Origin of the sequence: Vibrio xiamenensis (assembly GCF_900100015.1) — a bacterium.
GTDB classification, from domain to species: domain Bacteria; phylum Pseudomonadota; class Gammaproteobacteria; order Enterobacterales; family Vibrionaceae; genus Vibrio; species Vibrio xiamenensis.
The window spans coordinates 234,746-249,414 of the sequence record NZ_FNDD01000001.1 but is presented as its reverse complement, the minus strand read 5'-3'; the positions used below and the strand labels follow the sequence as shown (position 1 = coordinate 249,414).

11 protein-coding genes and 1 riboswitch are annotated in these 14,669 nt (G+C 46.5%); of the genes, 4 read left to right on the top strand and 7 right to left on the bottom strand.

Annotated elements, in window-relative coordinates; genetic code table 11:
• Nucleotides 1-5 precede the first annotated feature (5 nt).
• The 7 genes from BLS03_RS01080 to BLS03_RS01050 form a co-directional block, all read right to left on the bottom strand.
• Nucleotides 6-809, bottom strand: coding sequence for an ABC transporter ATP-binding protein (locus BLS03_RS01080; protein WP_093268469.1), 804 nt, complete (start codon nt 807-809; stop codon nt 6-8).
• A gap of 1 nt (nt 810) precedes the next feature.
• Complete coding sequence (locus BLS03_RS01075) at nt 811-1,632, bottom strand: ABC transporter permease (RefSeq protein WP_093268467.1); 822 nt, start codon at nt 1,630-1,632, stop codon at nt 811-813.
• Nucleotides 1,633-1,723: 91 nt separating this feature from the next.
• Nucleotides 1,724-2,863: a putative urea ABC transporter substrate-binding protein gene (locus BLS03_RS01070; protein ID WP_093268464.1), complete on the bottom strand. Its 1,140-nt coding sequence runs from the start codon at nt 2,861-2,863 to the stop codon at nt 1,724-1,726.
• Nucleotides 2,864-2,928: 65 nt separating this feature from the next.
• A riboswitch (guanidine-I (ykkC/yxkD leader) is annotated at nt 2,929-3,025 on the bottom strand.
• Nucleotides 3,026-3,294: 269 nt separating this feature from the next.
• On the bottom strand, nt 3,295-5,409 hold the full coding sequence (locus BLS03_RS01065) for a TonB-dependent receptor (protein WP_093268463.1): 2,115 nt from the start codon (nt 5,407-5,409) through the stop codon (nt 3,295-3,297).
• 214 nt (nt 5,410-5,623) lie between these two features.
• Nucleotides 5,624-7,612 carry a Fe(3+)-hydroxamate ABC transporter permease FhuB gene (gene fhuB / locus BLS03_RS01060; RefSeq protein ID WP_093268460.1) on the bottom strand — a complete coding sequence of 663 codons (1,989 nt, stop codon included), beginning with the start codon at nt 7,610-7,612 and terminating at the stop codon, nt 5,624-5,626.
• The gene (locus BLS03_RS01055; RefSeq protein ID WP_093268458.1) at nt 7,609-8,541 is read right to left on the bottom strand and encodes an iron-siderophore ABC transporter substrate-binding protein; all 933 of its coding nucleotides are present in this window, start codon (nt 8,539-8,541) and stop codon (nt 7,609-7,611) included. The genes fhuB and BLS03_RS01055 overlap by 4 nt, the downstream gene beginning before the upstream one ends.
• Entirely contained in the window at nt 8,532-9,314 is a 783-nt protein-coding gene (locus tag BLS03_RS01050) for an ABC transporter ATP-binding protein (protein ID WP_093268455.1), read from the bottom strand. Before BLS03_RS01050 ends, BLS03_RS01055 begins: the two co-directional genes overlap by 10 nt.
• An 839-nt stretch (nt 9,315-10,153) precedes the next feature.
• Here BLS03_RS01050 and BLS03_RS01045 point away from each other — a divergent pair.
• The 4 genes from BLS03_RS01045 to BLS03_RS01030 all read left to right on the top strand — a co-directional run bounded on the left by BLS03_RS01045 (nt 10,154) and on the right by BLS03_RS01030 (nt 14,636).
• Nucleotides 10,154-10,471 (top strand): hypothetical protein, encoded by a 318-nt coding sequence (locus BLS03_RS01045; RefSeq protein WP_093268453.1) that lies wholly within the window; start codon nt 10,154-10,156, stop codon nt 10,469-10,471.
• A 413-nt stretch (nt 10,472-10,884) separates the two neighbouring features.
• Complete coding sequence (locus BLS03_RS01040) at nt 10,885-11,571, top strand: potassium channel family protein (protein ID WP_425445090.1); 687 nt, start codon at nt 10,885-10,887, stop codon at nt 11,569-11,571.
• Nucleotides 11,564-12,685 carry an AI-2E family transporter gene (locus BLS03_RS01035; protein ID WP_093268450.1) on the top strand — a complete coding sequence of 374 codons (1,122 nt, stop codon included), beginning with the start codon at nt 11,564-11,566 and terminating at the stop codon, nt 12,683-12,685. Before BLS03_RS01040 ends, BLS03_RS01035 begins: the two co-directional genes overlap by 8 nt.
• A gap of 403 nt (nt 12,686-13,088) precedes the next feature.
• Nucleotides 13,089-14,636: an alanine/glycine:cation symporter family protein gene (locus BLS03_RS01030; RefSeq protein WP_093268449.1), complete on the top strand. Its 1,548-nt coding sequence runs from the start codon at nt 13,089-13,091 to the stop codon at nt 14,634-14,636.
• The last annotated feature ends 33 nt before the right edge of the window (nt 14,637-14,669 follow it).

Sequence of the window (14,669 nt, the reverse complement as noted above, 5' to 3'; positions counted from 1 at the left end):
TTTGCTTAAGCTATTTTTTGCCGAAACACCGAATGAACATCGGCAAGCTTGTCGTGTTTATCCTCGTCATGGTTGCCGATAGCAATATCAAACGTCACTTGCGCGCCAAAGCGCTCAGGAGCTTGAGTGTCTTGGCGTACATGGTCAAACACCCATAAACGGTTACCAAGATGGAAACCTTCGCTGAGATCATGGGTGATCATAAACACCGTCAGTTGCTGCTCGCGCCACAGCTTTTTAATCAACACATGCATGTCTTTACGAATGCCGGGGTCGAGCGCGCCAAACGGTTCATCGAGAAGTAAAATGCGCGGTTTTTTAATCAAAGCTTGGGCAATGGATAGACGCTGGCGCATACCGCCAGACAGCTCATGCGGATATTTGTGCTGCGCTTGCGAAAGTCCAACTTCGTCTAGCATCATCAGCGCCTTATCGCGCGCCGCTTGCTTGCCTGCACCCACGCAGCGTCCAAATAGCGAACTGGTGAGTGAGTTGCTAGCAAACTCAAGTCCGAGCATGACGTTTTCAAGCGCGGTTAAATGAGGAAAGACGGAGTACTTTTGAAACACCACGCCGCGCTCAACGCTTGGCTCCGCACTTAATGGCTCACCATCAAGCAAAATCGCGCCGCGCGAGGGCTGCTCAGTACCGAGCAGCATATTAAGCAACGTGGTTTTACCGCAGCCAGATGCGCCAACAATACTAATAAAGTCACCGGGATAGACATCCAGATTGAGCCGCTCAAGCACAATGTTATCGCCGTACTCTTTCCATAACTGTTTGATTTCAATAAGAGGCTTGGTCGACATATTATTCTCCTTGCGCTTGGTGGTACCAAGGGCTGACTTTGCGTGATAGCTGTTTGAGCAGCCAATCCATGGCGTAAGCCAATATGGTGATCCACAACACGTAAGGCAAAATCACATCCATCGACATATAACGGCGCACCAGAAAGATTCGATAACCCAGACCTTCGGTCGCGACAATCGCCTCAGCAGCAATCAAAAACAGCCATGCGCTACCTAGAGTGAGTCGAATCGCATCAATCAGGCGCGGGAAAATCTGTGGCAACACCACTCGCACAATGATTTGCCAACTGTTGCCGCCGAGAGTTTGCGCTTTAATCAATTGCTCTTGCGGCAAACTTTGCGCGCGCAACTGAATATCGCGAATGATGATTGGGCAGATGCCGATAAAAATCAGCACCACTTTGGACAGTTCGCCAAGGCCGAAGCTAATAAACAAGATCGGCAAAATCGCCATCGGTGGAATCAAAGAAATCGCCGTCACCACGGGTGCCAGTGACGAGCGAACCAGCGGAATCATGCCGCTTGCCACCCCAACAGACAGCCCAATCAACGCGCTAAAACCCACGCCGAGCGCTAAGCGCTGCAAACTCGCTAGCGTGTCAACCCACATTAAGTACTCGCCGGTGCGTTTGCTGGGCGTTAACGCCATACGATCAATGGCATCCCAAAACGAGCTAAAGGCTGGCAGCAGTTTATCGGCAGCATTGGCCGCCAAACGGGCATCGGACGCACTGATGTAAACCACCAGCAAAATCACAAACGGCAGTAGCCCGAGCATCAATTTGCCGTACTGCGACGGCTGGCGGTTGATCAATTTGGTCATAGCCACTCCAATCGGTTGTCGTCGGTTCCCTGAACGCTTGCGATGCGCCTTTTCTCACTAGCAGAGCGCAAGCGATTCAGGGATTGCCTATTTACAGCTCGCCTTTGGCTGCCATGGTCATGTATTTGTCGGTAAAGCGCAGTTTGATGTTGCTTGGATTACCAAATACGCCCGATGGAGTTTCAATACCGATGAAAGATGCATCTGGCGCACCTTCGCCAAGCAAGCCGTGGTCAAAGGAAAACTCCGCCACTTTTTGCATGGTTTTCTTCAAATCACTACTTTGAGTGAACTTAACTGCTTCACTTGGGCTGTAGAACATTTTGGTGTCGTCAAGTTGAGCGTTAAAACCAGCCAAGTCGGTACCTTCAGCTTTCGCCATATAGGTTTTTGCTACATCGGCTTTGGCTTGGTCTTTAGACGCCATAATGCCCATAATTTCGTACCAAGCGCCGGTTAACGCTTTACCAAATGCAGGGTTGTCTTTGAGGGTTTGGCTATTCGCCACTAGCAAATCGATGATTTCGCCAGGTGTTTTTGATGAGTCAAACACTAAAGAAGTATTCGGCTGGGATTTGATTTCGGAGAGCATTGGGTTCCACGTTACCACGGACGAAACATCATCCGTGCTAAACGCAGAGACGATATCGGCATCTGAGGTGTTAACGACTTTAACGTCTTTCTCGCTCAAACCGATGCTTTCCAGCGCGCGCGCCATTAAGTAATGGGATACGCTGAGCTCAACCAAGTTAACGTTTTGGCCTTTGATGTCTTGAAGGGTTTTATCGCCTTTAAGCACAATACCGTCGTTACCATCAGAGAAGTCACCGACCACTACCGCCGTTGAATCCACGCCGCTGGCCGCAGGAATGGTAAGCGCATCCATATTGGTCATTACCGTTGCGTCAAATTGACCAGCGGTGTATTGGTTGATTGACTCAACGTAGTCATTGACCTGCACGACGTTAATATCAATGCCGTATTTGTCAGCCCATTTATCCAAAATTCCGGAATAGTCGGCGTAATCCCACGGCATCCAGCCGACATAAATCGACCAAGCTAAGGTGAATTCTTTTTTCTGTTCAGCGTGCGCTGCTGGAGTAAAGAGAGGAGAAATAACAAGGGTTGCCGCTAGGCTAATCGCAGATAACAGTTTTTTACTGCTTGTTTTTTTACTGCATTGATTGGTATTCGAGTTTGTGGAAAAGAAAAGTTGTTTAAATGGCTGCATAGACCACCTCCGCTGTGTGTCACTGGAATAAGTAAACGAGAGAGCATAACCAATGAAATTGGTTGGCCTCCCGGGCTTTTATCCCGCCGTGTGACCTCAGAAGAGGTTGACAACTCTTGGACCAGCGCTGCACATGCAGCCGGAACCCTAGATGTCTATTAATCAAATTGTATCAGTGGTGCTAACATCACTGAGTTATGCTCATCGCAACTAACTGCAAGTTAGAAAGCAATGTGTATGCCATCATTAAATCCCATTGATTTTTATTGAATTTATTACTTTTAACGGTATAAAAATAATTTTTTTGCACCAAGCTCAAACAAACCTGTCCCCATATTGATGCAATTCACGCCGCCGTCATTAGCGGTCTAGAAAACAAAAAAACCAGCCCATAGGCTGGTTTTTCTCTTGTTGACAAAGATGAGCTTAGATTAGAAATCGTAGCTGGCGGAGATAACCACCGTTCTTGGATTACCTAACACGAGGTAACCAGAACCTGGGTAGCCACCAGCCGAAGCCCAGTAGTCTTTGTCCAATACGTTTTCGACACGTGCTCGCAGAGTCACATCATGTTGATCAAGCTTCATTGAGTAACGCGCACCTAAGTCAAAACGAGTCCATGATGGCACTTTAAGCGTATTGGCCTCATCTGCGTATTGAGAGCCTGTATAAACAGTGCGCTGCTCCAATGTTAAACCTTCAACAAAGGGTGTTGCCCACTCAAGGTTAAGGTTGGCTTGTATTTCAGGTACAGAAATAGCCGTTTTTCCTTCGTTGCTGCCATCCGATGTTTTGCTCAACTCAGCATCGGTATACGTCACACCGCCCAAAACCTTAACGTTTTCAATCGGCATACCATATACCGTCAGTTCAGCACCTTGGTTAATCTGTTCGCCATCTTGTGTCACGGTATTATTGACCACTTGCTGGCTCGCTTTATTGGTTCTAAATAAGCTAAACGTACCGCCGTAATAGATGTTGTCATACTTAATCCCGGTTTCAACTTGAGTTGAGACGTAAGGATCAAGGGTTTTTCCTGAATTACTATAAGTACCGGAAACAGTAGTACCTGGAGTTAGCGCTTCTGCGTAATTCGCATACAAAGAAATTGAATCCGACGGTTTGTACACAATACCTGTGTAGGGAGAAATCGCTGAATCGTTGTATTTCGAGTCTGATGCACCAGTAGTATAGTCATAAGTATTGGTTTCCATTTGTTGGAAACGAGCACCCAAGGTGACCAATAAGTCATCGTTTAATAGTGAAAGCGTATCCGAGGCAGCGATACCAGAGAACTTATTTCGGTTAGTGACGAGTGGATTGTCTAAATCTCCTGCATAGGTGGTCGCATTTTTACTTTTCAGGGTGTAGTAAGAGCCAGAAAGCACTAAGGTGTGGCCAATAGGACCGGTTTCAAGTTGGTGACGTATACCTGTGTCCGCAGAGAAAATCTCATCTTCTCGAACATTTTCCCATGGTCCCCAAGTGGTATAGTTCGAGAAATCACTATCGGTCGCGTAGATGTACTCGAGTACATTGTGCTCTTTGCCTTTTCGAGCCCCTGTTGCAAGCCACACTGTGGTATCGGATGAAATGTCATACTCACCGCGGATAACACCAAAAAGTTGCTTTTCATCAGTATAAGTCCAGTCTGATACGAAATTTTCCGATGCATCTGGAGCTGAAGGAATGGCGGTTGCTGAGGTGGTTAATACACTCGCGCGTGGCGAATCAATGTGATGATCTTGATACCCGGCATCAGCAGAAAAACGGAAACGCTCACCGCTGTGGTCAAAACCAATTGAAATCACACCAAGCTCTCGGTCTTGATCTTCAACCGATGTTTCGCCATTGCGGCCCACTAAGTTAACCCGAATACCATTTTCTTGGTCATCACCAAAACGGCGACCGAAATCCAATGCTCCGTATGCTTGTCCACCGGTTTCTGTCCCTACCGTCACGCGAGTCAACGGATCTTTCTTCGCGCGCTTAGGTACGATATTGACAGAACCACCTATGGCACTTGCAGAATCAGAAACCGATGCGCCATTGAGAAAAGCACTTGCTCCGCGAGAAACTTCCACGCGCTCAATCATCTCTGCCGCAATAAATTGGCGAGGGACAATGCCATAGATTCCATTCAACGTCATATCATCTGAATAAACATTGAATCCACGAATCATGTAAAGCTCTTGAAAGTTACCAAAACCACGAGAGACACGTACAGTCGGATCATTTTGAAGTACATCAGCAACACTTTGTGCTTGCTGGTTTTCAATCAACTCTTGCGTGTAGTTGGTGCTGGAAAACGAGGTATCCATAGTATCTAGGTTACCCAACATACCCGCGCGACCCGTCGTCGCAACTTGGCCACCTTCGTAAGCATCACCCAACTCAACCTGCGAACCAATAACGGTCACAACCTCAGTTGTATCATCTTGTGAAGTGGAAGTGGTTGAGTCTTGTGCGAAAGACAATGTGGAATGTCCGACACTGAGCGCGGCGATCACGCTAAGTCCGACTTGAGAAAGGCGATACGGTGCCATATAAACCCCTGCTATAAACGATAAATTAATCAATAATTATTTTTTATGGCAGGAATGATATTGCTAATGATAACGATTTTCAATAATAAACAAGTGGAGTATTGACCGTAAATCAACAAATTAAGACAACTAATTAATTGTTTACATAGAATAAAAACAAAATATAAAACAATCTAAACGAGCTTTTACACCCGTTTAGATATCAAAATGACGCTTATTGAGCGTAAGACACACGCGACGTTATACGATTAAAAATCAGTAAGCCAAGAAAATACAGCGCACCGATAATCGCCACTAAGGTGCCGGCGGCAACTTGGTTTGGATACAGCAATACTTGGCCAAGCCAATCGGCCCACAGCATGGTCGCCCCACCAATTAAACTGCCTAGAATAAGCTGCTGCTTGGTTTGCTGCGCGCCCAGCATGCGAGCTAAATGCGGCGCGACTAATCCCACAAAAGACACCGGCCCCATCGTTGCGGTGACGACAGCGCACAGCATGGCGACCAAACCGAGCAGCAATAGCGACATCAGCGAAGTATTTAAACCACGTGCTTTGGCAAACGGTCGGCTAATCGACAGCAGTGTCAGTGCTCGCGATGCGGTCAAACTCAAACCAAACATCACCACCACTAACGCGCAAAGTAGTAAAGCTTGTGAGCCAGTCACGCGATAGGTAGACCCCGCCAACCACTGCAAAATGGTATAACTGTCTTGTGAACCTTTAGACAGGCAAAACTGAACAAAAGATTGCAACAAAGCACTGACTGCAATGCCGGTCAAAATGACGCTCGATGGCGCAAACTGCTGCTTTCTACCCAGTAAAATCAAGACAACGAGAACCGCCATACTGCCAACGAATGCGGCGCCCCACTGACTGGCGACCAGAGACTGACCAAAGAAAATGCTGGCAAATACTAGTGCAAAAGTGGCACCAGAAGAGACACCAAGAATATCCGGACTCGCCAGCGGGTTATAAATCAAACGCTGTAAAATGGTTCCTGCGAGCGCAAGACCAATTCCGGTAAACAGCGCAGTGACAGCGCGCGGCCAACGCAGCAACCACTGATATTCATTTGGCCATGCCCACTGCCAGCTGTTATCGCTTGGTTGAAAGCAGAAATAGACGCCAATCCCCACCAGCAACAGCAGCACTAAGCTACTGCCCATGACTGGGCTAACGCTAAAACGCGAACCTGGCAACGCCACCGCAATACCGTCTTGGGCTTTTAGTTGGCGGCGACTAAACCAAATAAGCGCAGGCGCGCCAATCGCAGCGGCGGTTACACCACTTGGCACTATCTGCCCAGCCCATAAGGTAAGTAACTGAGCCAAAATATCGGTCACCAAAAGCAGCAAAGCGCCAAAGATCAAACTGGCGATAAGCTCTAAGCGTGGCGTTCTGGTGCCCAAAGAGCGCACAATATTTGGCGTTAGTAAGCCAATAAATCCGATCAACCCAACAGCGGTGATCGATGCCGAAACCAGCCAGATCCCCACCACCATTAAAGCGAAAAATGCTGGAACCACCGACAGACCGCGCGCCTGCGCGCCATCATGGCCCAAACGCAGTAAGGTCAATACTCGCGGCGCGAATGTCAGCAGTAATACCAAGGGCGCCAATCGTGGCACAAGCCATTGAATGGTTTCCCACCCGTTTTGTGCCAAGTCTCCCGCGCCCCACATAAAAATGTTCTGCGCGTAATCTTGATGCAGTAATACGACTGCGCCCGCGATCGCTCCGAGCAAAATATTCACCACCATGCCAGAAATCACCATTGGCAGGCCAGTCATGTTATTGAGTCCGGTGATCAATAAAATCAATGCAAATGCCAGTAAAGAACCGGACATTGCCGCCATCGCGCTGTAATCGGTAATTGCCTCGGGCCACCAGATGCTGACGATAATCAGCGCCAACCAAGCCCCTGAAGAGGTGCCCATGGTTAATGGTGAAGTGAGAGAGTTTTGCGTGAGTTGCTGCATTAAGCTGCCGACCACGCCAAGAATGGCGCCGACAACAAGGGTAATCACCACTCGAGGCAGCTGCGCATAAGCAAAATTAAAATCATCAAATGATTGCGCGGCCTCTGGGCTAAGCGCTAAATGCCACTGGGAACTTAGCGCTAGAGGTTGATTCAATTGCAAGCTGGCGATCGCGGCAAGCAGCATCACCCCGACAGCCGTCGCTAAGGTTTTCCAACTCATGAGTTCGGCGCCACCTCAAGCAAAGCTTTGGTAATCGCCTCTGCGGTATATTGCAGTGACATGGCGCCGCCATAACTCCAAACCGATTCAACCGAATTCACTTTATGCATGCGCACAAAAGGCATTGCGCGCCACAACACTGATTTTTGCAGCTTTTTCTCTTCGTTAAATGGCAAAATGTACAGCACGTAGCCATCAACATTTTTCAGATCTGAGATCGGCTTTTGCACAATCCCCCACTTACTGGCAGGCAATGGCATCGCAGGCGTTAACCCTAAACGCTGAATCACATAGTCAGCCATCGATTTGTCGGTATAGATGAAGGTCGAGGTGGTATTGGCAAATCGCATCACTAGTGTCTTCGGCATGGTTTGACCAAACTTATCCTGCAGCTGAGCTTTAAGTTCGTCAAAGCGCTTATCCAACGCAGATAATTTTTGCTCTGCAACGGCCTGTTTACCAAAGACTTGTGCTAGTTGCTTAAACTGCTGTATCGCAACTTCGGCTTCGTCATCTTTGGCACTGAAGTTGGTATAAAACAGTACCGGGGCGATTTGTTTCAGACGTGGAATCAAATCTTGCTGAGATTTGGTCACCAAAATTACATCGGGCTTAAGCGCGGCAATCTTTTCTAAATTCGGCTCACCGCGAGTACCGACTGGTTGCGTGGCTGCTGGAATTGCCGGTTTCACCACCCAATCTTGATATGAGTCCATATCGGTACCAGCAACAGGGGTTACCCCTAATTCGACCACTTGCTCAAATAAATCCCAATCCAGAACCGCAGGGCGAGTCGGCATCGCGGGCAACATCTGCTCGCCAAGAGAATCAACCACTTTAAAACCATCAGCCTGAGCAGATAGAACCCAACAAAACGCCAAGACAAGGCTAGTGACGGCTTTTCCTAAAAACTTGACTGTTATGCGCATACAACCGCTACCTTGTTGTTGGATGAATTTGAAGAATCTGGATGGTCAATTAATTTGATTGGAGTCTGATACAGACTTGACAGTTTTTGTTCGTCCATTTGCTCACAAGCCGGACCAGAGAAAGCCACTTTACCTTGCTTAAGCGCGACGATATGGGTGGCGTAGCGCAGTGATAGATTGAGGTCGTGCAAAATCACTATCACGCCACAGCCTTGCTGTTTGTTGAGCTCTTCAAGCAATGCCATCAACTGATATTGGTGCTGAATGTCGAGCGCTGATGTCGGTTCATCTAAAATCAATACCGGAGACTCTTGAGCCAATAACATGGCAACCCAAGCACGTTGACGTTCACCACCAGAAAGCTCATCGACTAGCGTATCGGCAAAATCGCTGACCCCAGTCTTCGCCATTGCATTTTCAATCACCTCAGCATCTTCTTTGCGCCAACGCCCAAGCGCGCCGCGCCAAGGAAAACGGCCTAAACGTACTAATTCACGTACCGTTAGCCCCGCACTGGCTGGCAATTTTTGCGGTAAGAAAGCCACTTGTTTAGCCAGAGTTTTTGCATTGTAGTGGCTGATATTTTGCTGATTGAGCTCAATACCGCCTTGATCGGGGGCTTGCTGGCCCGAGATGAGGCTCATCAAAGTAGATTTTCCTGAACCGTTATGGCCGAGCACTACAGTGAGCTGATCCGTTGGAATCGAAAGCTGATCAATGTCCAAAATAGTTCGTTGGCCACGAACCATTTTGATTGCGGATAACTCAAACATGCACTGCCCCCTTTGGCTCTTCCAACTCTGAGTTGAGAACCATTTTAATTATCATTTCCAATTCAAGATTGGCTATTCTACTGATTATTGCGTTGATGAAAAGCCAATAAAACTAAAGCAACCATCGCTTATTGGTGTTTTTATCACCCAGAACAGCGTTATTAAATAACGCCAAACCCTTAGGAATTCTATAAATCATCTTTGATTACCCACGCTACGGGTGGGAATTTAAGCGACACAAACAACCAAGTCGGGTATTGAGACTTAATTGCAACACCATTGCCATGATGTGCGACAGGTTACGAGAAAAAACACTTCAACTGCTTAGCATTTGTTCACGACAAGTAAAACGGATAGCGAGCAGAGCTAGCCAGCCGAAACAATCCAGTAGGATAAGAGATAGATCGGCAGGAAACAGAAGCAATAAACCACATGGCAAAGCACTTTTTCCTAGTGTATAAATCGCCTCTAACAGAACGTCAAATGGTATAACTCCCACTAAAGAACGATTAAAAAACCAGCACACCACCCAAAAACTAAACTTTTAATAATCCTTTTGATTACACAAAAACCAGAAAATACCACCAAAATAGTTATTGAAATCAGCAATAAACATCCAAAAAACATAAAATATTCAAAAGAAATATTTGGATACACATCAGGCCGATTGAGCTAAGTCATTAGAAGCATTCAACTTATTTTCTAAAAATAATAAACTTCAATTTTTTCCAACAAGATCCATCAAATTTTGATATGGATTGAAATGTGATCTATCTCTAATATTGTCCGTAAGCACTGAGGTGCGACACACTTAAATAATGACAAATTGAGGTATTACCATGACTAAATTAGCCACTGCTATTTTTACTGCTGTTCTATCAACTACTTTCGCTGCTGGTGCACTAGCATCAGACATTCAAGTCAAAGCTGAGCACAACGGTCCATCAACTGTTTTTCGCGTAACAAAAGCTGGTGAGCCTTTAGCTAACTACCCTGTCGAGATTTCTGGTATTGATGCAGACCAAAACATGACCTCTGACAACGGTAGCGTTTACTTGCGCCCTGACGTGCTTTCGCCACGTAAAGTGACGTTGACTGTGATCGACGACAACGGCGAAAGCGTATCAGAATCAACCTTGGTTACTGTTGACCGATAAACACATGAAGTATTTTAAGGATTAAAATTCAAATGGATGTGAATTTCTCAACGCAAGATCACTAACAAGGCGGTTATTTGTACACAAATGGCCGTCTTATTTTTCGACTAACACAAACTTTACAAAGTACTCGTCCTAATCTTATTCCCGCCTCTCCTCACTCATTTTTTTCATCCCTCTTTGAGCACTGTTTTAGCTTTGAGAAACTCGACAATAAAAACCTGCTTATTTGATTAAATGCCTATATTTATCAAGGGTTAGGTACTAATTCGTGCCTTTTGTAATGCGTTCAATCTTTACACAGGTCTAACACTTGTAAGCGGGGTAAAACCTATATTTTTCGTCCCTAAAATTGGTGGCGAATCTTTCGCCAGAAATCGAATGACTTGTTTAACGACAACGAGTTATCACAACTGGTAGTCAGCATGGTATTAAGCAAAATCAATCAGCAAAATAACCTCATTTATTTGACTCTGGCACTGACTGCGTTGCTGATCAGTAGCGCAATTATGCCGATGCTCAGTGATGGCGTGCTGGATACCATGTTTAAGGCCTTTATCGCTATCACTCTTAGTGTGTGCTTATTTAGCCTACGTTTTGACAAACGCTGGTTTCGATTGCTGCTATCTGTGCTGGTGATCTGGCTGGCGTTATTTGTGCTGGGAACATTTGGCGCGCGAAGTTTTAGCGAGAGCATGATTTTGCCCCTCACCTTCCTATTTTTTCTCGGCACGTTTCGCGCAATAGCTCGCCAAGTACTGTTTAGTAACCAAGTGACCACCAATCAGATCATCGGTTCGGTTGCGTTATTTTTACTGCTGGGGCTAATGTGGGCACTCGCTTACCTGTTTTTGCTGCAGTTTTCGCCCCATGCCCTCTCTGGCATACCGGAGCAATCTTGGAGCGCCAATTTTTCAGCCGCTGCCTATTTTAGCTTTATTACTCTGACCACCCTCGGCTATGGCGACATTTTGCCAACAACACCGATAGCGCAAGTGATTGTCTATTTAGAAGCCATCACTGGCGTATTTTACATGGCAATCGTGGTGTCGAGCTTAGTCAGCACTCATATTGAACATCAAGGTAAAACAAATGGATAAGCAATCCGAACTTCGTCAAAACAAAGTTTTCGTCAACAACATGGTCGAATCGGCCATACGTATCGGCCTATTGGTTGTCTTACTGGTGTTCACCTATGACATCATCAAGCCGTTTATTATCCCTGTGCTTTGGGGCGCGATCATTGCCATTGCGTTACTGCCCGTCACCAACTGGCTTGAACCACGTTTGGGTGGTCGACGAGGATTAGCCGCTGGGTTAGTGGTGTTATTAGGGATACTGATTCTGATGTCACCATTCCTGACCGTCTCTGGGTCAGTCTATGATGGCGTCACGCATATCGCTGATGCTCTGCAAGAAGGAAATGTCGCCATTCCGCGCCCAACCCAAAAAGTGGCGGACATTCCGCTCATCGGTAATAAGCTATTTGAAGTGTGGCAGTTGTTTGCGACCAACATGGAACGCGCCATCACCAAATTCTTGCCAGAAATTAAAACTGTGGTTGGAACCCTAGCCACCATTTTAAGTAGCGCGGCAGCAAGCTTTGCTATGTTTATTATCGCTCTGATGATTTCCGGCGGCTTTATGGCGAAATCTGACACCGTATCGCAAACCCTACAGGTGGTCGCGGTACGCACGGTGGGCGAACAAGCCGAAGAGTGGACCACAATGATTGCCGCAACCATTCGTAGCGTTCTGGTTGGCGTGATCGGTGTGGCCTTTATTCAATCGATGATCATTGGCACATCGTTCTTTGTGTTTGGCGTCCCTGGCGCAGGTATTCTCACCTTGCTAGTGCTGATTTTATGTATCGCACAAATGCCGGCTTTGCTCGTTGTCGCTCCGGTCATGTTTTATGTTTACTCCACTGCAGACACTGTACCAACGGTGATTTTTGTCATTTGGTCTTTGATTGGTGGCTTATCCGATAACTTCCTTAAGCCTATGCTGATGGGACGAGGCGTCGATATTCCAATGCCAATCATTTTGGTCGGGGCGATTGGTGGCATGCTGTTTTCCGGTATCATCGGCCTGTTCTTAGGCGCGGTCATTCTTTCGATTTGGTATGAGCTGTTTATTCTTTGGCTCAACAAAGCTCCGGAAACCAAAGCCGCACTTGCCACTATCGTGAGTGAAGAAGAAGCAAGTGACTGATATTTAATATCCCACTCATTCGCTATAGGCCAGCCAACACGCTGGCCTTTTTATTTTCCGCCTTTCAAGCCATTTCCCTCACTATCCGTTCGGCCTAAAACGCTCATGCTCTTTTAGGATGAATCCGCTGAAATTTCACTCAAAAGCCAACAGTTAAACTGAACGTTTTATATACAGAGCATTTGCATTAATTCACTTATAAAGCGAATATTTATATTTAAATAAAGAAATATAAGCATTAACTAATAAAACCATCTAATCATAAGCTTAAATAAAGAATTTTGCGCCATTCATCACGAGAGAGTAGATAAACAGACAAAACCATTAACAACAGCATTACAAAAAGGGTAATATTCCGCTGCAATAACAAACACAACATACAAAAATAACAGGGAATATACTTATGCAATCATTCGTTGATTTTCTTAACGGAATCATCTGGAGCCCAGCACTGATTTATCTGTGCCTTGGCGCCGGACTATTCTATTCAATGATGACTCGTTTTGTACAAGTTCGTCACTTCTTTGAAATGTGGCGCTTGCTTTTATCGGGAAAAAGTTCAACTAAGGGCATCTCATCATTTCAAGCCTTAGCCGTCTCGCTGTCAGGCCGTGTCGGTACAGGTAACATCGCAGGTGTTGCTGCTGCCATCGGTTTTGGTGGCCCTGGTGCTATTTTCTGGATGTGGACCGTGGCGTTTTTAGGCGCAGCAACAGCTTATGCAGAATCAACGCTAGCGCAGATCTACAAAGAAGAAGACAAAGGCGAATTTCGCGGCGGTCCAGCCTACTACATAGAAAAAGCCATGGGCCAGAAATGGTATGCGTGGATCTTTGCTATCGCGACCATTTTCGCATGTGGCGTATTGCTACCAGGCGTACAATCAAACAGTATCGGTAACGCAGTAGAAGCGGCTTTTGGCTCTGGCGCAATGATTTCAACGGCGATCGGCACCTTTAGTTTCGCGAAAATTTTCACCGGCACCGTTATTTCGATCATTTTGGCGTTCATCATCTTTGGTGGCGTGAAGCGTATTGCCAACTTTACTCAAGTTGTGGTGCCATTTATGGCGCTGGCCTACATCGTAACCGCGTTTATCATCATTCTGCTCAACATCGCTGAACTACCACGCATCTTCGCGATGATCATTGATGATGCATTCACACCAATGGCAGGCTTTGGCGCAGCAATTGGTTGGGGCGTAAAACGTGGGGTTTACTCCAACGAAGCTGGTCAAGGTACCGGACCACACGCAGCAGCGGCAGCAAACGTTGACCACCCTGCACAGCAAGGTCTGGTGCAATCTTTCTCGATCTACATTGATACCTTGCTAGTTTGTTCAGCAACAGCATTTATGATTCTGATCACTGGCTCCTACAACGTGCAAGGTGAAGACGGTTTTATCATCCAAAACCTTGCAGCCAATATCGGCGCAAACGGACCTGTGTTCACTCAAATGGCGATCGAAAGTGCCCTACCTGGTGTTGGTAAGCTGTTCATCGCAGTCGCACTGTTCTTCTTCGCTTTCACCACCATTCTGGCGTACTACTACATTGCTGAAACCAACATTGCTTATATTCGCCGCACGGTAAAAGTTAACGGACTAGCGTTCTTACTCAAGCTAGTTATTATCACGGCAGTCTTCTACGGCACCATCAAAACCGCTAACTTGGCGTGGGCAATGGGTGATGTGGGTGTTGGCCTTATGGCTTGGCTCAATATCGTGGGTATTCTGATTCTGTTCTTTATGTCCAAGCCTGCCATTGTTGCGCTTAAAGATTATGAAGAGCAACAAAAGCAAGGTGTCACCGAATACACCTTCAACCCAGTTAAATTGGGCATCAAAGGCGCGAAATACTGGGAAGATAAGTACTTACGTCAAACTGGCCAAGCACCACAACAAGAGGCTACCCAGCAAGTCGAAGGCGACGCTGAGCGTGTTACTTATTAATACCTAGACGAATTAAATTCACAGATTAATCTC